Source organism: Aeromicrobium flavum (assembly GCF_007992115.1).
Classification (GTDB): domain Bacteria; phylum Actinomycetota; class Actinomycetes; order Propionibacteriales; family Nocardioidaceae; genus Aeromicrobium; species Aeromicrobium flavum.
Map to the genome: position 1 here is coordinate 11752 of NZ_BJZQ01000014.1, position 19051 is coordinate 30802.

At 71.6% G+C, this 19051-nt stretch carries 18 protein-coding genes and 1 tRNA gene; 13 read left to right on the plus strand and 6 right to left on the minus strand.

Features of this window, described 5'->3' with window-relative positions:
- Positions 1 to 163 precede the first annotated feature (163 nt).
- From AFL01nite_RS12075 to AFL01nite_RS12085, 3 genes are all read left to right on the plus strand, one after another.
- Complete coding sequence (locus tag AFL01nite_RS12075) at positions 164 to 556, plus strand: hypothetical protein (RefSeq protein WP_146827943.1); 393 nt, start codon at positions 164 to 166, stop codon at positions 554 to 556.
- Positions 557 to 674: 118 nt separating this feature from the next.
- Complete coding sequence (locus AFL01nite_RS12080) at positions 675 to 1889, plus strand: NAD(P)-dependent malic enzyme (RefSeq protein WP_146827944.1); 1215 nt, start codon at positions 675 to 677, stop codon at positions 1887 to 1889.
- An 84-nt stretch (positions 1890 to 1973) separates the two neighbouring features.
- Positions 1974 to 2942: a zinc-binding dehydrogenase gene (locus AFL01nite_RS12085; RefSeq protein ID WP_146827945.1), complete on the plus strand. Its 969-nt coding sequence runs from the start codon at positions 1974 to 1976 to the stop codon at positions 2940 to 2942.
- Between the two features lie 35 nt (positions 2943 to 2977).
- On the opposite strand, the gene AFL01nite_RS15350 is transcribed toward AFL01nite_RS12085, so the two are convergent.
- From AFL01nite_RS15350 to AFL01nite_RS12095, 3 genes are all read right to left on the minus strand, one after another.
- Complete coding sequence (locus tag AFL01nite_RS15350) at positions 2978 to 3154, minus strand: DUF6104 family protein (protein WP_186813936.1); 177 nt, start codon at positions 3152 to 3154, stop codon at positions 2978 to 2980.
- A 3-nt stretch (positions 3155 to 3157) separates the two neighbouring features.
- Complete coding sequence (locus AFL01nite_RS12090) at positions 3158 to 6880, minus strand: multifunctional oxoglutarate decarboxylase/oxoglutarate dehydrogenase thiamine pyrophosphate-binding subunit/dihydrolipoyllysine-residue succinyltransferase subunit (RefSeq protein WP_371862834.1); 3723 nt, start codon at positions 6878 to 6880, stop codon at positions 3158 to 3160.
- A 227-nt stretch (positions 6881 to 7107) separates the two neighbouring features.
- Positions 7108 to 7554 (minus strand): OsmC family peroxiredoxin, encoded by a 447-nt coding sequence (locus tag AFL01nite_RS12095; RefSeq protein WP_146827947.1) that lies wholly within the window; start codon positions 7552 to 7554, stop codon positions 7108 to 7110.
- Between the two features lie 110 nt (positions 7555 to 7664).
- Here AFL01nite_RS12095 and AFL01nite_RS12100 point away from each other — a divergent pair, with 110 nt between their 5' ends.
- Both AFL01nite_RS12100 and AFL01nite_RS12105 read left to right on the plus strand, forming a co-directional pair.
- The gene (locus AFL01nite_RS12100) at positions 7665 to 8396 is read left to right on the plus strand and encodes an MBL fold metallo-hydrolase (RefSeq protein ID WP_146827948.1); all 732 of its coding nucleotides are present in this window, start codon (positions 7665 to 7667) and stop codon (positions 8394 to 8396) included.
- Positions 8396 to 10513 (plus strand): thiamine pyrophosphate-dependent enzyme, encoded by a 2118-nt coding sequence (locus tag AFL01nite_RS12105; RefSeq protein ID WP_146827949.1) that lies wholly within the window; start codon positions 8396 to 8398, stop codon positions 10511 to 10513. Before AFL01nite_RS12100 ends, AFL01nite_RS12105 begins: the two co-directional genes overlap by 1 nt.
- Positions 10514 to 10522: 9 nt before the next feature.
- Here the strand turns inward: AFL01nite_RS12105 and arsM are convergent, their stop codons facing one another.
- Positions 10523 to 11317 carry an arsenite methyltransferase gene (gene arsM, locus AFL01nite_RS12110; RefSeq protein WP_146827950.1) on the minus strand — a complete coding sequence of 265 codons (795 nt, stop codon included), beginning with the start codon at positions 11315 to 11317 and terminating at the stop codon, positions 10523 to 10525.
- Positions 11318 to 11398: 81 nt separating this feature from the next.
- Between arsM and AFL01nite_RS12115 the strand changes: the two genes are divergently transcribed.
- The 4 genes from AFL01nite_RS12115 to AFL01nite_RS12130 are packed head-to-tail and all read left to right on the plus strand — an operon-like array spanning position 11399 to position 12830.
- Entirely contained in the window at positions 11399 to 11761 is a 363-nt protein-coding gene (locus AFL01nite_RS12115; RefSeq protein WP_146827951.1) for an ArsR/SmtB family transcription factor, read from the plus strand.
- 31 nt (positions 11762 to 11792) lie between these two features.
- Entirely contained in the window at positions 11793 to 11999 is a 207-nt protein-coding gene (locus AFL01nite_RS12120) for an RNA polymerase subunit sigma-70 (protein WP_146827952.1), read from the plus strand.
- Positions 11999 to 12526 carry a Clp protease N-terminal domain-containing protein gene (locus AFL01nite_RS12125; protein ID WP_146827953.1) on the plus strand — a complete coding sequence of 176 codons (528 nt, stop codon included), beginning with the start codon at positions 11999 to 12001 and terminating at the stop codon, positions 12524 to 12526. Before AFL01nite_RS12120 ends, AFL01nite_RS12125 begins: the two co-directional genes overlap by 1 nt.
- A 37-nt stretch (positions 12527 to 12563) precedes the next feature.
- Complete coding sequence (locus tag AFL01nite_RS12130) at positions 12564 to 12830, plus strand: hypothetical protein (protein ID WP_146827954.1); 267 nt, start codon at positions 12564 to 12566, stop codon at positions 12828 to 12830.
- Here AFL01nite_RS12130 and AFL01nite_RS12135 read toward each other — a convergent pair.
- Together AFL01nite_RS12135 and AFL01nite_RS12140 are read right to left on the minus strand one after the other, a co-directional pair.
- On the minus strand, positions 12820 to 13857 hold the full coding sequence (locus AFL01nite_RS12135) for a GNAT family N-acetyltransferase (RefSeq protein WP_246119702.1): 1038 nt from the start codon (positions 13855 to 13857) through the stop codon (positions 12820 to 12822). The two genes, AFL01nite_RS12130 and AFL01nite_RS12135, sit on opposite strands and share 11 nt — an antisense overlap.
- Positions 13858 to 13957: 100 nt before the next feature.
- A tRNA-Arg gene (locus AFL01nite_RS12140) sits at positions 13958 to 14029 on the minus strand.
- 55 nt (positions 14030 to 14084) lie between these two features.
- On the opposite strand from AFL01nite_RS12140, the gene AFL01nite_RS12145 reads away from it, so the two are divergent.
- The 4 genes from AFL01nite_RS12145 to AFL01nite_RS12160 all read left to right on the plus strand — a co-directional run bounded on the left by AFL01nite_RS12145 (position 14085) and on the right by AFL01nite_RS12160 (position 18997).
- On the plus strand, positions 14085 to 14465 hold the full coding sequence (locus AFL01nite_RS12145) for a response regulator (protein ID WP_246119703.1): 381 nt from the start codon (positions 14085 to 14087) through the stop codon (positions 14463 to 14465).
- A gap of 22 nt (positions 14466 to 14487) precedes the next feature.
- Positions 14488 to 16152: an arginine--tRNA ligase gene (gene argS, locus AFL01nite_RS12150; RefSeq protein WP_146827956.1), complete on the plus strand. Its 1665-nt coding sequence runs from the start codon at positions 14488 to 14490 to the stop codon at positions 16150 to 16152.
- A gap of 2 nt (positions 16153 to 16154) precedes the next feature.
- Positions 16155 to 17549, plus strand: coding sequence for a diaminopimelate decarboxylase (gene lysA / locus AFL01nite_RS12155; RefSeq protein ID WP_146827957.1), 1395 nt, complete (start codon positions 16155 to 16157; stop codon positions 17547 to 17549).
- Positions 17550 to 17653: 104 nt separating this feature from the next.
- The gene (locus tag AFL01nite_RS12160; RefSeq protein WP_186813938.1) at positions 17654 to 18997 is read left to right on the plus strand and encodes an MFS transporter; all 1344 of its coding nucleotides are present in this window, start codon (positions 17654 to 17656) and stop codon (positions 18995 to 18997) included.
- Positions 18998 to 19051 lie beyond the last annotated feature (54 nt).

A 19051-nucleotide genomic window follows, 5' to 3' on the forward strand; every position in this document is an offset into this window, starting at 1 on the left:
CCGAGATCTGGGGGGTGCGCCGTGAAGAGGGCGCGACTCAACTCCTTTAGTTTCCCAAGGTTTCGTGCACATCACAACAGATAGACACGAGCGGTTCTGTCGGAAATGTCACAGCAGCCACAGGGGTACAGTGCTTGAAATCGCGCCCCGATAGCCTGAGAGCGTGCCCTCCGCCTCCCGGATCCCGCTCGTCATCGCCGCCTCCGTCGTCGCGCTGCAGGCCCTCGTCTTCCTCGTCCTGGCGGTTCTCGACCTCGCCGGGCTGGTGTCCGGACGGATCGCCGTGGGCGTGGGCATCGGCCTGTTGCTGGGGATCCTCGGGCTCGGGCTCGGAGCCGCCGCGGTGGGCCTGCTGCGCGGTGCGCACGTCGCGCGCGGACCCGTCGTGGTCGCGCAGCTGATCGGGCTGGGACTGGCGTGGTCGCTGCGCCACCCCGACCCGAACACCGGCGACAACCGGCTGGTCGCGCTGGCCATCGCGATCTCGGCGCTGGTGGTGCTCGGCTGCCTGGCCACCGGACCGGCCCGCCGGGCGCTGGCCGACGACGGGCAGTGATGACCGATGTGCGAGACTGGACGGTGGGGCACACCCCGTCCTCACCTGCGGCACGAGACCGCACACGGCCGCCGGATCGGCGCCGTCCGCACCTGAAGTCCATGCTGTGCGAGGAACCATGTCCACCCAACTCGACCCGATCGATGCCGACCTGCTCATGACGCTCACCGAACACGACGACCCCGTTTTCGCCCTCCACCGCGGAGGAAAGATGGAAGTCGCCTCGACGGTACCCGTGGCCGACGCCGACGACCTGTCGCTGGCGTACACGCCGGGCGTCGCGCGCGTGTGCGAGGCGATCGCCGCCGACCCGGAGGTCGCCCACGAGTACACGTGGGTCGGCAACACCGTCGCCGTCATCACCGACGGCACCGCCGTGCTCGGCCTGGGCGACATCGGTCCCGCCGCCGCCATGCCCGTCATGGAGGGCAAGGCGATCCTGTTCAAGCAGTTCGGCGGCGTCGACGCCATCCCGATCGCGCTGGACACCACCGACACCGACGAGATCGTCGAGACGATCGTGCGCCTCGCGCCGACGTTCGGCGGCGTCAACCTCGAGGACATCTCCAGCCCGCGCTGCTTCGAGATCGAGCGTCGGCTCATCGAGCGGCTCGACATCCCCGTCTTCCACGACGACCAGCACGGCACGGCCGTGGTCGTCCTGGCCGGCCTGTACAACGCCCTGCGTCTCACCGACCGCGAGCCGGACGAGGTCAAGGTCGTCATCTCCGGCGCCGGCGCCGCGGGCGTCGCGATCACCAAGATCCTGCGCTCGGCGGGCGTCCGCAAGATCAGCGTCGTCGACCGCACGGGCGTCATCACGCCCGAGCGCGAGAACCTCGGCGAGGTCAAGCAGTGGCTCGCCGACGAGACGGCCGGCTGGGCCCGCCCCGGCTCGGTGTCGGACGCGCTCGACGGCGCCGACGTCTTCATCGGCGTCTCCGGCGGCACGATCCCGGAGGAGGCCGTCGCGGCGATGGCCCCGGACGCGATCATCTTCGCGCTGGCCAACCCGCAGCCCGAGGTGCACCCCGACATCGCGAACCGGCACGCGCGGATCGTCGCCACGGGCCGCTCGGACTTCCCGAACCAGCTCAACAACGTGCTGGTCTTCCCGGGCATCTTCCGCGGCGCCCTCGACGTGCGCGCCACGATGATCTCGGAGTCGATGAAGCTCGCCGCGGCCCGCGCCATCGCCGACCTGGTCGACGACGACGAGCTGTCCGAGACGCACATCATCCCGTCGCCGTTCGATCCCCGGGTCTCGCAGGCGGTCGCCCGCGCGGTCACGGACACGGCGCGTCGCGACGGCCTGGCCCGTCGCCCCTACTGATCCCCAGCGCCCCTCGCGGGCGGGCGGGGCGCGACCCGGTTAGGGTCGCACCGTAGTTGCTCGTCACGACCCAGGAGATCGCCAGTGTTCGCCGTCTACGCCGCCTCGATGGACCCGAAGAACCCCATGGACGGACTGGTCGTCGGTGAACGACCCGATCCCCAGGTGCCGGACGGCTGGACCACGGTGACCGTCAAGGCCGCCTCGATCAATCACCACGACGTGTGGAGCCTGCGCGGCGTGGGACTGCGCGAGGAGTCCCTGCCGATGATTCTCGGCTGCGACGCCGCGGGCTACGACGAGGACGGCAACGAGGTCATCGTGCACGCCGTCATCAGCGATCCCGACTGGGTCGGTGACGAGACGCTCGACCCGCGCCGTTCGCTGCTGTCCGAGCGTCACCAGGGCACCTTCGCCGACCAGGTGGCCGTGCCGCGCCGCAACGTCGTCCCCAAGCCCGCTGGCCTGACGATGGCCGAGGCGGCGTGCCTGCCCACCGCGTGGCTGACGGCCTACCGGATGCTCTTCACGCAGGCCGACCTCAACCCCGGCGACGCCGTCCTGGTCCAGGGGGCCGGGGGAGGCGTGGCCACCGCCGCGATCACGCTCGCGCGCGCGGCCGGCTTCCGCGTCTTCGCCACCAGTCGCGACGAGGACAAGCGCCAGCGCGCCCTCGACATCGGCGCCCACGAGGCGCTCGAGTCCGGCGCGCGACTGCCGGTCAAGGTCGACGCGGTCATCGAGACCGTCGGCGCCGCCACGTGGTCGCACTCGATCAAGTCGATGCGTCCCGGCGGCACCCTCGTGATCGCCGGCGCCACCTCGGGCGATGCCCCGTCGCACGCCGAGCTGACCCGGATCTTCTTCCAGCAGATGCGCGTCCACGGCTCCACGATGGGCACGCGCGAGGAGCTGCGCCGACTGGCCGAGTTCATGGACGTCACGGGCACCAAGCCGCTCATCGACGCCGAGATCCCCATGGAGCAGGCCGCCGACGGCCTCCAGCGCGTCGTCGACGGCGACGTCTTCGGCAAGATCGTCCTCACCCGCTGACGTCCCCACCTCCGCCATTCGGGGTGGCAGGGTGACTATTCGTCGTCGTCGTCGAGGCGGGCCAGCCAGGTGGCGAGCCGCTCGACGGGCACCTCGAACTCAGGGTTGAGGTCGACGAAGATCGAGAACTGCTCGGCCAGCCAGGCGAAGGAGACCTCCTCCTCCCCCCGGCGGGCCGTCAGCTCCTCGATGCCGCGATCGGTGAAGTACACGGCTCAGGCGAACGCGCGGTTCATCAGGTCCTTGAACTCGGTGACGTGCACCGAGTGCGAACCGACCGACGGAGCCGAGGACTCCGGCCGCGTGACCGGGTTCATCGGCAGGCCGAGCGCATCGCGCAGGTACAGCGCGACGTGCGGCCACGGGCCCTGGTTCTCGGGCTCGTCCTGCACCCAGCGGATCTCGCGAGCGTTCGGGTACTTCGCGATCTCCTCCTTGAGCTCGGCCAGCGGACGCGGGTAGAGCTGCTCCAGCCGCACGATGGCGGTCTTGGGGTTGTCGCCCTCGCGGTTCTTGCGGTCGGTCAGCAGGTCCCACGTGACCTTGCCCGAGCACAGGATGACCCGCTCGACGCGGCTCGAGTCCACCGTGTCGTCACCGATGACCGGACGGAACGTGCCGGAGGTGAAGTCCTCCGGCTGGCTCGCGGCCAGCTTGTTGCGCAGCATCGACTTCGGGGTGAAGACGATGAGCGGACGGTGCTGCGACTGCAGGTTCTGACGACGCAGCAGGTGGAAGTACGACGCGGGGGTCGAGGGCTGCGCGATCGTCATCTCGTCGTTGGCGGCGAGCGTCAGGAAGCGCTCGATGCGGCCTGACGAGTGATCGGGCCCCTGGCCCTCGTAGCCGTGCGGCAGCAGCAGGACGACGCCCGACTTCTGGCCCCACTTGGTCTCACCCGAGCTGATGTACTCGTCGATGACCGACTGGGCGCCGTTGACGAAGTCGCCGAACTGCGCCTCCCACATCGTCAGCGCCTCGGGGCGAGCCACCGAGTAGCCGTACTCGAAGCCGAGCGCGGCGTACTCGCTCAGCAGCGAGTCGTAGATGTGGAACGAGGCCTGCTCGTCGGCGACGTGCTGCAGCGGGGTCCACTCCGACCCGTTCTTGCGGTCGATGATCGTCGCGAAGCGGGTCGTGAACGTGCCACGACGCGAGTCCTGGCCGACGAGGCGGACGGGACGGCCGTCGGCGAGCAGCGAGCCCATCGCGATGATCTCGCCCGTGCCCCAGTCGATGGGACCGGCCGTGATCGACGCGGCGCGGCGCTGCAGCTGCGGCAGCACCTTCGGATGGACCGTGAAGCCGTCCGGCACGTTCGTGTAGGCGTCGGAGATCGCCTTGAGCGTGTCGGGCGTGACCGCGGTGACCAGCTCCTCGTCGTACGGCTTCTCCGGGTAGTCCGGGGTGCGCGAGTAGCCGGTGTCGTGCTGCGCCTGCTTGACCTTGGCCAGGTTCTGCTCGAGCAGCTTCTGGTAGCCCTTGAGCGCCTCCTCGGCCTCCTCGAGCGTGATGTCGCCACGACCGACGAGGGCCTCGGTGTACAGCTTGCGCACCGACTTCTTCTTCTCGATCGTGTCGTACATCAGCGGCTGCGTGAAGCTCGGGTCGTCGCCCTCGTTGTGACCACGGCGGCGGTAGCAGACCAGGTCGATGACGACGTCCTTGTGGAACGTGCGGCGGTACTCGTAGGCCAGCTGCGCGGCGCGGATGCAGGCCTCGGGGTCGTCGCCGTTCACGTGGAAGATCGGCGCCTGGACCATGCGGGCCACGTCGGTGCAGTACGTCGACGAGCGCGACGAGGACGGGCTCGTGGTGAAGCCGACCTGGTTGTTCACGATGACGTGCACCGTGCCGCCGGTGCGGTAGCCCCGCAGCTGCGACAGGTTGAGCGTCTCGGCCACGACGCCCTGGCCGGCGAACGCGGCGTCGCCGTGGACGAGGACCGGCAGCACCGGGAACTCCTCGCCGCGGTTGAGCACGTCCTGCTTCGCGCGGGCGATGCCCTCGAGCACCGGGTCGACGACCTCGAGGTGCGACGGGTTGGCCGCCACCGAGACCTTGATCTTGTCGCCGCGGACCGAGGTGAACTCGCCGTCGACGCCCAGGTGGTACTTGACGTCGCCGGAGCCCTGCACGGTGCGCGGGTCGATGTTGCCCTCGAACTCGCGGAACACGTTGGCCGGGTCCTTGCCGGCGATGTTCACCAGCACGTTGAGGCGACCGCGGTGGGCCATGCCGATGCAGACCTCTTCGAGGCCGTCGGCGGCCGCGCCCTCGCAGATCTCGTCGAGCAGCGGGACCATCGTCTCGCCGCCCTCGAGGCTGAAGCGCTTCTGGCCGACGAACTTGGTCTGCAGGAACGTCTCGAAGGCCTCGGCCTGGTTGAGCTTCTGCAGGATGCGCAGCTGCTCCTCGCGCGGTTCCTTGACGTGCGGGCGCTCGAGGCGCTCCTGGAACCAGGCGCGCTCCTCGGGCTCCTGCATGTGCATGTACTCGACGGCCATCGTGCGGACGTAGGAGTCGCGCAGGATGCCCAGGATCTCGCGCAGCTTCATGAAGCGCTTGCCCGAGGCCTTGCCGAACGAGCCGACCGGGAACTCGCGGTCGAGGTCCCACAGGGTGAGGCCGTGCGACGCGATGTCGAGGTCGGGGTGCGTGCGCTGGCGGTAGTCCAGCGGGTTGGTGTCGGCCATCAGGTGGCCGCGCACGCGGAAGGAGTGGATCAGCTCCAGCACGCGGGCCTGGCGGTCGACGTCGTCGTCGTGGCGGACCGAGATGTCCTGGGCCCAGCGGATGGGCTCGTAGGGGATCCGCAGCGACGTGAAGATCTCGTCGTAGAAGTTCTCGGCGCCCAGCAGCAGCTGGTGGACGCGACGCAGGAACTCGCCGGACTGCGCACCCTGGATGACGCGGTGGTCGTAGGTGGACGTCAGCGTCATCATCTTGCTGACGGCCAGCTGGGCCAGCGTGTCCTCGGACGCGCCCTGGAACTCCGGCGGGTAGTCCATCGAGCCGACGCCGACGATGACGCCCTGGCCGGCCATGAGCCGCGGCACCGAGTGGTTGGTGCCGATGCCGCCGGGGTTGGTCAGGCTGACGGTCGTGCCCTGGAAGTCGACGACCTCGAGCTTGTTGTCGCGGGCCTTGCGCACGATGGTCTCGTAGGCGCGCCAGAACTGCGCGAAGTCCATCGTCTCGGCGGCCTTGATGTTCGGCACCATGAGCTGGCGCGAGCCGTCGGACTTCTGCACATCGATCGCGAGCCCGAAGTTGACGTGCTCGGGCTTGAGCTGGACCGGCTTGCCCTTCTCGTTGTACTCGAAGCCGGTGTTCATCTCGGGCATGGCCGAGACGGCCTTGACGACCGCGTAGCCGATCAGGTGCGTGAACGACACCTTGCCGCCGCGGGCGCGGGCGAGGTGGTTGTTGATGACGACGCGCTGGTCGAACAGCAGCTTGACCGGCACCGAGCGGACGCTGGTGGCGGTGGGCACCGCGAGGCTCGCGTCCATGTTGGTGGCGGTGCGGGCCGAGGCGCCCTTGAGGACGACCTTCTCGACCTCGCCGGGGCCGTTCGGCGTGGACGCCGGCTGGTCCTTGGCCGGCGCCTTGGCCGCCGCGGGCTGGGCCTTCTGCGCCGGCTTCGGCGCGGCCGGGGCCTGGGCGGGCGCCGGCGGGTTCTTCTCCTCGGCGGCGCGGGCCGACGGCGTCTTCTCCGGCGTCGCCGGCTTCTCCGCCTGCTCGCCGGAGGGCTCGTTCGCGGGCTCGTCGGTCCTCAGCTCGGAGGACTCGCTCGCCTGGCCCTGCTGGGCGTTCGCCGTCGCCTTGTCCTCGTTCGAGGAGGCACTGCCGTTGGACCCGTACCCTCCCTTGCGGAAGAAGTCGGCCCACTCCGGACCGACCGAGGACGGGTCGGCGGAGAACTGGTCGTACATCTCTTCGACGAGCCATTCGTTGGCACCGAAGTCGGGATGGGGAGCGTCGGTCGTCGACGCGGTGGGGGAGGACTCGGCCACGGCCTGAATCGCCTCTTCCGGAGAAAGTTGCTCACGTGCTGACGCACGGGTGGTGGACTCATGACAGGGTAACGCGCGCATATAGACCGCTGCAGGCAGGTCGCGCAACCCGTCGGTGAACGGACGTCAATCTCCGACGGACGGAGTCAGAGCGTCTCGAGCGTGGCGTCGAGGGTCATCTCGTCGACCCCGTCGAGGGCCTTGCTGACGGGGCACGTCTCCTTGGCCTCCTCGGCGACCTGCTGGAACTGCGCCTCGTCGATGCCCTCGGCCTCGGCGCGCACGGTCAGCGCGATGCGGTTGATGCGGAAGCCGCCGTCGGGGTCGGGCGCGAGCGAGACGTCGGCCGAGGTCTCGACCGCGTTGACGGTGGCGCCGGCCTTCCCGAGCAGGGCGGTCAGCTGCATGGTGTAGCAGGACGAGTGGGCGGCCGCGATGAGCTCCTCGGGGTTCGTGGCGCCGCCCCCGTCGTCGGAGGAGCGCTTGGGGAACGACATCTCGAACGTGCCGAGACCGGACGAGGTCAGCTCGACCTGGCCGGAGCCGTCCTCGAATCCGCCGTCCCAGGCGGTGCGTGCGGTGCGGGTGGGCATGAGGCCTCCTGATGGATGGATGCTCGTACCTTCTCGACGCTAACCACGATTCGTCGGTTCCGCACGGCGCGTCCGTGGACACGACCCCGGTCGGCTCCTAGGTTCGAGCCGTGGAGGTCACTGAGGTCGCCGACGGGATCTGGTTCGCCCGCACCGAGGTCGTCAACTGGCTCGTGCTCGTCGAGGACGGGCGGGTGGCGCTCGTGGACTGCGGGTACCCGGGGCAGGCCGCGCTGGTCCGGGAGTCCGTCCGGCGGGCCGGGGCGTCGTGGGACCGGGTCGAGGCGCTGGTGCTGACCCACAACCACGTCGACCACACCGGCTCGATGCCGGCGCTGGCCGCCCGCGGCGTGCGGGTCCTGGCCGGGGCCGAGGAGCTGCCGATGCTGCGCGGCGAGCGGGTCGAGAGCGCCACGACCGCCGACGTGCTGGTGCGCGCCTGGCGTCCCAGCGTCCTGCGCTGGGCGCTCACGATCGCCCGCCTCGGCGGCGCCCAACACCCGAGGATCGACCGTCCCGAGGCGGTGCGCCCGGGCGTGCCGCTCGACGTGCCGTGCTCGCCCGTGCCGGTCGCGCTGCCGGGACACACGTCGGGGCACACGGCGTTCCACTTCCCGGCGCACGGTGCGATCGCGACGGGCGACGCGCGGGTCACGGGTCACTCGCTGAGCCGGGTCGAGGGACCCCAGGCCATCGACGGGTTCTTCCACCACGACACGGCGCGGCTGCGGGCCACCCTGCCCGAGCTGGCCCGACTAGAGGCGGACCTGGTCCTGCCCGGTCACGGCCCCGCCGTCCACCTGCCGATCGCCCGCGCGGTCGACGAGGCGCTGAGGGCCTGATGGAGACGATCGACGAGTACGTCGTCCGGACCCTGCCCACGCTGGAGCCCCGGCCCGACGCGGAGGACCACGTCGATCTCGAGGTCCTGCGTGCCCTGTTCACGGCGCAGGTCCAGAGCCGCCACCTGGACTTCGCGGCGCGATGGCTGCAGGCCCGCGGACAGGGGCACTACACGATCGGCTCGGCCGGTCACGAGAGCAACGCGGCCCTCGGCCTGCTGTCCGAGGTGACCGACCCGGCGCTGCTGCACTACCGATCCGGCGGCCTGTACGCCGCGCGCTCGGCCAAGGCCGGGCGTGAGGACGGCGTGCGCGCGGTCCTGCTGAGCCTGGTCAGCGCTCGCAGCGACCCGATGTCGGGCGGACGGCACAAGGTGTTCGGCCACCCGGCGCTCAGCATCATCCCGCAGACCTCGACGATCGCCTCCCACCTGCCACGGGCCCTCGGCCTCGGTCTCGGGCTCGGATTCGCCCACGGACTGGGCCGGCACACCGCCTGGCCCGACGACGCCGTCGTCCTCTGCAGCTTCGGCGACGCCTCCGCGAACCACTCCACGGCGGTCGGTGCGCTCAACGCCGCGGCGTACCTCGCCCACCGCGGCCTGCCGTGCCCCGTCCTGTTCGTCTGCGAGGACAACCGCATCGGCATCAGCACCGCGTCGCCGCAGGGGTGGCCCGGCGTGATGCTCGACCGGCTCCCGGGCATCGAGTACCGCGCGGCCGACGGCGACGACCCGGTCGGGTTGCTGGCCCAGACCGGGGCGGCGCTCGACGCGGTGCGCTCGAGCCGCCGGCCCGGCGTCCTGCACCTCAGCACCGTCCGCTTCCTGGGCCACGCCGGGTCCGACGCCGAGGTCGCCTACCGCACCCGGCGCCAGATCGAAGCGGACTACGCGCTCGACCCGCTCGTGGCCACCGCCCAGGTGCTCGTCGACGCCGACGTCCTCACCGGCGAGTCGGCGCTGGCGGCGTACGAGCACCTGCGCGACGTGGTGATGGCCGAGGCCGAGTCGGTCCTCGCCGAGGCGAGGCTCGACTCCCCGGTGGCCGTCATGGCGCCACTGGCGCTGCCCGACGTCGCGTCCGTGGCGGGACGGGAGGCCGAGGGGCCGCGGCGCACCCTCGCGCAGGCGATCAACGCGACGCTGGCCGAGCTGCTGGAGGACCAGCCCGACACCCTGGTCTTCGGCGAGGACGTGGCCGTCAAGGGCGGCGTCTACGGCGTGACCCGCGGGCTGCGCAAGCGCTTCGGCGGTCTGCGGGTGTTCGACACCCTGCTCGACGAGCAGACGATCCTGGGCACGGCGCTCGGGACGGCGCTGGCGGGGTTCCTGCCCATCCCCGAGATCCAGTACCTCGCCTACCTGCACAACGCCGAGGACCAGTTGCGCGGCGAGGCGGCGTCGCTGGCCTTCTTCTCGGCGGGTCAGTACCGCAACGGGATGGTGGTGCGGATCGCCGGTCTGGCGTACCAGCGGGGGTTCGGCGGCCACTTCCACAACGACAACTCCGTCGCCGTGCTGCGCGACATCCCCGGACTCGTGCTCGCGGTCCCGAGCCACCCCGCCGACGCGCCCGGCCTGCTCCGGTCGTGCCACGAGCTGGCCCGGCAGGGCAAGGTCTGCGTGTTCCTCGAGCCCATCGCCCGCTACCACTCGCGCGACCTGCACGAGGACGGCGACGGCCTGTGGACCGCCGCCCCCGAGACCGGCACGGTGATCCCGCCCGGACAGGTGGGCGTGTACGGCCAGGGGCGCGACGTCGTCCTCGTGACGTTCGGCAACGGCACCTACCTGAGCCTGCGGGCCGCCGAGGAGCTGCGCGGCCGGGGCATCGACGTCACGGTCGTCGACCTGCGATGGCTCGCGCCGCTCCCGGTCGAGGCCATCGTCGACGTGTGCCGCGGGTTCGACCGGGTCCTGGTGGTCGACGAGACCCGCCGGTCCGCCGGCGTGGGCGAAGGGGTCGTCGCGGCCCTGGTCGAAGCGCGGTACGCCGGCCGGGTCTCGCGTGTCGCCAGCGCCGACAGCTTCATCCCGCTGGGCCCCGCCGCCGACCTCGTCCTGCTCACCGAGGACGAGATCGTGGCGGCGACGACGGCGCTGGCCCGGGAGTGACCGGGCGCCTCAGGCGGGCTTGACCGCGCGGACGATCGCCCCGTGCAGGCCCGGTGCCGCCTCGTGGGTGAACTCCACCTCGGCGTCCACGAAGCCGGCGTCCGCCAGGGCCTCGAGGTACTCCGAGCGCGAGAGGGCGCCGGCGATGCAGCCGACGTACGAGCCGCGCTCGGCCCGGTCGGCCGGTGTCAGGTGGTCCTCGGCCACGACGTCGGAGACGCCGACGCGCCCGCCGGGCACCAGGACGCGGAACATCTCGGACATGACCTTCGGCTTGTCGACCGACAGGTTGATCACGCAGTTGGAGATCACCACGTCGACAGAGGCGTCCGGCAGGGGGACGTCCTCGATCGTGCCCCGCAGGAACTCGACGTTCCGGGCGCCGGCCCTCGCGGCGTTCGCCCGCGCGAGGTCGAGCATCTCGTCGGTCATGTCGACGCCGTAGGCGAAGCCGGTGTCGCCGACGCGGCGTGCCGAGAGCAGCACGTCGATGCCGCCGCCGGAGCCGAGGTCCAGGACCCGCTCGCCGGGGTGGAGGGCGGCGACCGCGGTGGGGTTGCCGCAGCCCAGGCTGGCGGCCAGGGCCTCGGCAGGGACCTCGTCGGCCGTCCCCGCCTCGTACAGGCCCGCGCCGAAGCGGGTGTCGACGTCCGTGGCACCGGCGCCGCACGAGCTGCCCGAGCAGCAGCTCGCGTCCTCCGTCTGCTCCAGCACCAGGTGGTTCGTCGCGCCCGCCGTCACGGTGGTGGCCGCCGCCGCGTAGCGCTGGCGGACCTGCTCGACCAGTTCCTCGTTCGTGCTCATGATTCCTCCGTATTGATGAATGTCGATGAATCGAAAATGCCTCACCTATCGATGAATGTCAATACGTGGCAGGCTGGGGTCATGGCCGCCTCGCTCCCGCTCGTCGACACCTGCTGCTCGCCCCTCACCGAGGGCGCGCTGGACGATGCCGCCGCCAGCACCCTGGCCGCGAAGTTCAAGGCGCTCGCCGACCCGGCGCGCGTGCGACTGGTCTCGATCATCGCCGCGGCCGACGGGGGAGAGGCCTGCGTCTGCGACCTCACCGAGCCGCTTGGCCTGAGCCAGCCCACCGTGTCGCACCACATGAAGCTGCTCGCCGCCGCCGGACTCGTCGCCCGCGAGCAGCGCGGCCGATGGGCGTACTACCGCGTCGTGCAGGACGAGCTCACGTCCCTGGCCGGCGTGCTGCGGAGTGGGGCGGCCCCATCCGTCAACAACGGTTGACGACCCGACGAACGTCAATTACGGTTGACGTATGTCCACCGATGCCCTGAGCGACGCAGCCGGCGACGACCCCGCGGTCGGGCTCCGAGCGGTCCGCTCGCTGCGCGAGCTCGCGGACCGGCTCGAGACCCTGCAGGTCGCCCGGGCCCGCCAGCTCGGCTGGTCGTGGCAGCAGGTCGCCGAGGCGCTCGGCGTCACCAAGCAGGCGGTCCACAAGAAGCACGGCAGGAGCAGCTGATGTTCGAACGGTTCACGAAGGAAGCCCGCGCCGCCGTCACGGCGGCCCAGGAGATCGCACGCGACGCGTCCACGCGGACGATCGACACCCGGCACCTGCTCATCGCGCTCGCCCGCGACGGCGGACCGGCGCGCGACGTGTTGGTCGAGGCCGGGACGGACGTGGCGGCACTGGTCGCGGCGGCCACGGCCGACCTGCGCTCGGGCGGAATCGACGCCGACGCGCTGGCGGGCATCGGCATCGACCTGGAGGCGGTCCGCCGTGAGGCCGAGCGCACCTTCGGTCCTGATGCGCTGGATCGCGCGGCACGTCGCAGGGGTGGGCACATCCCGTTCACGTCCGACGCCAGGAAGTCGCTCGAGCTCGCCCTGCGCGAGGCGATCCGGCTGAAGCACCGGACGATCGACGGCCGCCACCTGCTGCTCGGAATCCTGCGTGCGGACAGCCCGGGCCGCGAGCTGCTGGTGCGTCAGGGGGCCGACGTGGAGGCGCTGCGCGCCGTGGCCGAGCGGCCGGCAGCCGCCTGATCGTGCGCGGGCGCGCCGGTCCGGGAAGGATGGACCGGTGACCGTGTACCTGGCGTGGACGCAGGAGCAGCCCGACGACCTGTCCGGGCCGTGGCAGGAGATCCGGTCGATCGCGCCGGGCGTGTGGCTCGTCGAGAGCACCGAGACGCTCTCGGTCGTCTACCACGCGCTGAAGTGGTCGCTGCCGGGCGAGGCGGCGCTCATCGTGTCGCCGGTCGACCGCACGCCGAAGTCGCGCGGCATGGAGCCCGGCACCACGACGTGGCTGCGCGAGCGGACCGACCCCGCCGGCGTCAGTCGCTGAGGTCGATGTCCTTGAACCAGGACTCGGTGACGTACTCGGTCTCCCACCCCAGCGAGCGGTAGAGCTGGTCGGCGCTGGTGGGGGAGTCGGCGTCCACCTCGAGTCCCACCCGGTTGCGGCCCCGCTGCGCGGCGTCGGCGATGACCGTCGCCAGCAGCGACTTGGCGACGCCACGACCTCGGGCGGCCCGGTTGACGCCGATGTACTCGATGTAGGTGCCGCCCGGACCGCCGTCCGGGTCCGTCGAGACCGAGCAGACGACGGCGCCCGCGGCCACCAGACCGGCGCCGTTCTCCTCGTCCACGTAGGCGAGCCACCAGTGGTCCCAGCTGTGGCCGGGATCCTCCCGGAGCCGCTGGACGAACTCGGGGAAACTCTCGCGGTACGAGTTGAAGTGGTCCTGGAACGAGGTCTCGAGCATCCGGTGGACGACCTGCAGGTCCGCCGCGACGGGCAGGCCGTTCTCGTGGCGCTCGACGGGTCGCACGACGACGCCGGCCCGCGGCGCGAGCTCGGCGTCGCCGGCGGTCACGGGGCGGTCCATGTGCAGCCAGGTGCGGCGCTTCGCGTAGCCGGCCTGCTCGAGCCAGCGGGCCTGGCGCAGGTCGCCGGCGAACGGGCTCTCGTCGAGCCGCGTCGTCTCGACGGCACGGAAGCGGGCCATCGCGATCGCCGCGGACTCGGCCCACGCGTAGAAGGCCGTCGCGATCGCGTCGACCTCCGGGACGTCGCGGTCGAAGTAGCCCCACACGAGGGCGCGGCCGGCGGCGCGGTCGTGGACGGTGATCCAGGCCCGCGGCACGTCGTCGGGTCCGACGGCGACGAGCTGGCGGCGGGTCCACGAGGCCTGACCCGCGACCTCGGACTCGATGCCCGCCGGGTCGACGTGGGCCTCGCCGGTGCCCTGCAGCTCGTCCAGGCGCCGCAGCGCGACGAGGGCGTCGATGTCGGCGTAGCCGGGTACGCGCGCACGCCACGGACGGGGCAGTTCGGGAAGGTCCTGGGCGGCGTCGTAGGTCTCGGGCATCGAGACCATTGTGGTCGAACCGCGGACCGGACACCCGAGTGGGCCTCGTGAACGACGCCGGCCTCCGACTCGCGGACGAGTCGAAGGCCGGTGTCAACGGTGCCCCCGGCAGGATTCGAACCTGCGCTCCCGCCTCCGGAGGGCGGTGCTCTATCCCCTGAGCTACGGGGGCCGTTCACGGTGGATACCGCGGAAACCAACGGTAGCGCACGGGTAGGTTGGAGGACGTGCCCCCCACCGTGCTGGTCGTCGACGACACGGCGTCCATCCGTTTCCTCATCCGGACCAACCTGGAGCTCGCCGGCTTCGACGTCATCGAGGCCGACGACGGCCAGGACTGCCTCGACGTGCTGGCCGCGCTGGAGACGCTCCCGGACGTCATCACGATGGACATGATGATGCCTCGCATGGACGGGGTCACCGCCATCACGCGCGTGCGGGCCAACCCCCGCTACGCCGGCATCGGCCTCGTCATGGTGTCCACCCAGAGCCAGCAGATCGACCTCAACCGGGCCGCGGCCGCCGGTGTCGATGAGTACGTCACCAAGCCGTTCGACCCCGACACGCTCATCTCGACCGTGCGCCGGGTCCTCGAATCTCGCCGGTAGCGCACGCCGATAGGCTGGGTCGGTGACTCCCGAGCAGCTGTCCGACGCCATCGTCGCCGCCCTCACGTCCCTCGTGGACGCCGGCCGCGTGACCCTTCCCGACCCGGTCCCGAGCCAGGTCCGCGTCGAGCGACCCAAGGTCAAGGAGCACGGCGACTACGCCACGAACATCGCGATGCAGCTGGGCAAGAAGGCCGGCATGAACCCGCGTGAGTTCGCCGAGCTGCTCGCCGCCGAGCTCGCTGCCGCGGACGGCATCGACTCCGCCGAGGTCGCCGGCCCGGGCTTCCTCAACATCCGCGTCTCCGCCGGCGCGCAGGGCGAGATCGCCCGCCACGTCCTCGAGGCCGGAGCCGACTACGGCCGCAACGACACGTACGCGGGCCAGCGGATCAACCTCGAGTTCGTCAGCGCCAACCCCACCGGCCCGATCCACATCGGCGGCGTCCGGTGGGCGGCCGTCGGCGACTCGCTGGGGCGGTTGCTGCAGTTCAGCGGCGGCGACGTCACCCGCGAGTACTACTTCAACGACCACGGCGCGCAGATCGACCGGTTCGCCCGGTCGCTGCTGGCGTCCGCGCGGGGCCTCGAGGCGCCCGAGGACGGGTACGGCGGCCAGTACATCCACGACATCGCCGCCCGGATCGTCGGCGACCACCCCGAGGCCGCGTCCCTGCCCGACGCCGACGCGACCGAGCTCTTCCGGTCCGAGGGCGTCACGCAGATGTTCGCCGAGATCAAGGGCAGCCTGCACGACTTCGGCGTCGACTTCGACGTCTTCTTCCACGAGAACCACCTGCACGAGACCGGCGCCGTCGACCGGGCGATCGCACGGCTGAAGGAGCTCGACAAGATGTACGAGTCCGAGGGCGCGTGGTGGCTGCGCACCTCCGACTACGGCGACGACAAGGACCGCGTCGTCATCAAGTCCGACGGCCAGCCGGCCTACATCTCCGGCGACCTGGCCTACTACCTCGACAAGCGCGAGCGCGGCTTCGACCGGGCGATCATCATGCTCGGTGCCGACCACCACGGCTACGTCTCGCGGATGATGGCGATGTGCGCGGCGTTCGGCGACGAGCCGGGTGTCAACCTCGAGATCCTCATCGGCCAGATGGTCAACCTGCTGCGCGAGGGCCAGCCGCTGCGGATGAGCAAGCGCGCCGGCACCGTGATCACGCTGGAGGACCTCGTCGACGCGATCGGCGTCGACGCGTCGCGGTACGCCCTGGCCCGCTACTCCACGGACTCGACGATCGACCTCGACCTCGACCTGTGGGCCAGCGCGAGCAACGACAACCCGGTCTACTACGTCCAGTACGCCCACGCCCGGCTCTCCTCGATCCTGCGCAACGGCGCCGACCTCGGGCTGGCCGCCGACCTGGCCGCCTTCGATCCCGCGCAACTGGTCGAGGACCGGGCGGGTGCCCTGCTGCGGGCCCTGGCCGAGTTTCCGCGCGTCGTCGCCCGCGCCGCCGAACTGCGCGAGCCGCACCGCATCGCGCGGTACCTCGAGGAGACCGCCTCCACGTTCCACAAGTTCTACGACGAGTGCCGGGTGCTGCCGCAGGGCGACGAGGACCCGACCGACACCCACCGGGCCCGCCTCGTCCTGGTCGCGGCGACGCGCCAGGTGGTGGCCAACGGCCTGGGCCTGCTGGGCGTCTCGGCGCCGGAACGGATGTGACGATGCGCTCCCACGAAGCCGGCGCCCTGCACGGACAGGCGGGCACCCGCGGTCCCGAGTGGCTGCGCGAGCCCGACGACGTCAACACGATCGTGCCGCAGCTGTGGTCGGCCAACGTCAGCAAGGTCGACGGCGTCCTGACCGTGGCGGGCGAGCCCGCCACGGACCTGGCGCAGGAGTTCGGCACGCCGCTGTACGTCGTGGACGAGGACGACTTCCGCTCGCGGGCCCGCGCCTTCAAGGCGGCGTTCCCCGACGCCGACGTCTTCTACGCCGGCAAGGCGTTCCTGTGCGTCGCCACCGCGCGCTGGATCGCCGAGGAGGGCCTCAACCTCGACGTCTGCACCGGGGGAGAGCTGGCGGTCGCGCTCCGCGCCGGGTTCCCGCCCGCGCGCATCGGCCACCACGGCAACAACAAGTCCGTGGCCGAGCTGCGTCGCGCGCTCGAGGTCGGCGTCGGCCGCATCGTCATCGACTCGTTCGAGGAGATCGAGCGGCTCGGTGCCCTCACGGCCGAGCTCGGCCTCCGCGCCCCGGTCATGGTGCGCGTCACGGCCGGGGTCGAGGCGCACACCCACGAGTACATCTCGACGTCGCACGAGGACCAGAAGTTCGGCTTCTCGATCTCCGACGGGGCGGCGCTCGCCGCGGTCCGCCGCGTGCTCGACACCGACGGGCTCGACTTCCTCGGCCTGCACTCGCACATCGGCTCGCAGATCTTCGTCTCCGACGGCTTCGAGGTCGCGGCGCGCCGGGTGCTGCGGCTGCACGCGCAGATCGCCCGCGAGCTGGGCGTGACCGCGCCCGAGCTCGACCTCGGCGGCGGCTTCGGCATCGCCTACACCACGCAGGACGACCCCCGACCGGCCGAGGACCTCGGTCGCGAGATCGTCAAGATCGTCACCGACGAGTGCGGCGCCCTCGGGGTCGACGTCCCGCACCTGTCGATCGAGCCCGGTCGCGCGATCGCCGGCCCGTCGACGTTCACGCTCTACGAGGTCGGCACGACGAAGGCCGTCGGCCTCGACGGCGGCGGCTCGCGCCTGTACGTCTCGGTCGACGGCGGGATGAGCGACAACATCCGGCCCGCGCTCTACGGCGCCGACTACTCGTGCACGCTCGCGTCCCGCGAGTCCGAGGCACGGCCCGTGCTGGCCCGCGTGGTGGGCAAGCATTGCGAGTCCGGCGACATCGTGGTGAAGTCCGAGTTCCTGCCCGGTGACATCGCCGCGGGCGACCTGCTGGCCGTGCCCGGCACCGGCGCCTACTGCCGCTCGCTGGCCAACAACTACAACCACGTCCCGCGCGCCGCGGTCGTGGCCGTGCGCGACGGCGAGGCCCGCCTCGTCCTGCGGCGCGAGACCGAGGACGACCTGCTGCGGCTCGACGTCGAATGACGGGACTTGACCTCAACACGGGTTGAGGTTGTTCGCTGGCATGAGCCCACCGAAGGAGAGCCCATGTCCGTGCTGTGCCCGCACGTCACCGAAGGAGCCGCGTCGTGAGCGTCGTCGTGCGTGAGCGCCTCTGGACCGGTCCGCAGGGGCTGGTCGTCGCCGGTGTCTTCGCCACCGCCTTCCTCTTCGCCTTCGAGGCGTACGCGATCGCGACGGCGCTCCCACTCGTGGCCGCCGACCTGGACGGCCTGTCGCTCGTCGGCGTGTCCTTCGCCGTCCTGCTCGCGGCGTCGGTCGTGACGATGACCGTCTCGGCGCCGTGGTGCGACCGCGAGGGCCCGACCGTCCCGCTGCTGACGGGCGTCGCGGGGTTCGTGCTCGGCCTGGTCATCTCCGGGACCGCGCCGACGATGGAGCTCTTCGTCGTCGGGCGTGCCGTGCAGGGGCTCGGGTCGGGCCTGACGACGGTGGCGCTCTACGTGCTGGTCGGTCAGGCCTTCGCCGAGAGCATCCGCCCGCGCGTCTTCGTCGTGCTGACGTCCGCCTGGGTCCTTCCCGCGCTCGTGGGTCCGCCGATCGCGGGCTGGATCGCCGAGAACGCCGGCTGGCAGTGGGCCGTCCTCGGCGCGATCGTCCCGGCGCTGCTGGCCGCCGCGCTCCTCATGCCGGCGCTCGGCACGCCCGGCGCACACGCGGACGTGCGACTCCGCGCGAGGCCGGTGCTGCTGGCGGGGCTCGGCGCCCTCTCCGTCCTCGCCGTCAGCATCGCCGGCCAGCGAGGCTTCGCGGGCTGGTGGGCGCTCCTGCTCCTGGGGCTCGTCGTCGCCGTCCTCGCCGTCCCGCCGTTGTTGCCGCGCGGCACGTGGACCGGTCGCCGCGGCCTCCCCGCGGTGATCGCCACACGGGGCGTCGCCTCCCTGGCCTTCTTCGGGGTCGAGGCCTACCTGCCCCTCGCCCTGGTCGAGCACCGCGGCCTCACGCCGACGCAGGGCGGCATGTTCCTCACCGGTGGCGCGGTGCTGTGGTTCAGCGGCTCCTGGCTGGCCGCCAACGTCCCGGCGCTCGCCGACAAGCACCGCCGGGTCCGGATCGGCACCGGGCTGGTCGCGGTGGGCAGCCTGGCCGGCGTCCTGGTCCTGGTCGAGGCGCTGCCGCTCGTGGCGCTCGTGCTGCTGTGGCCGTTCGCGGGGCTCGGGATGGGCATGGCCATGTCGACGCTCTCGGTGCTGCTGCTCGAGACGGCGCCACCGGGGGAGCACGGGGCGGCCAGCGCCGCGATGCAGACGAACGACGCGGTGGTCCAGGCGCTCGGGCTGGCGCTGGGCAGCGCGGTCTTCGCCGCGCTCCTGACCCGGTCCAGCGAGCAGGCCTTCGCCGCCGTGCTCGGCGTCGCGCCGATCGTGGCGCTCGGGGCCGTGGCGCTCAGCGGGCGCCTGCGCGAGCGCTGAGCGGGAGGGCCCGACGGAACCACTCGACCCTCCCGTCCCGCCTTTTCCGCCCCG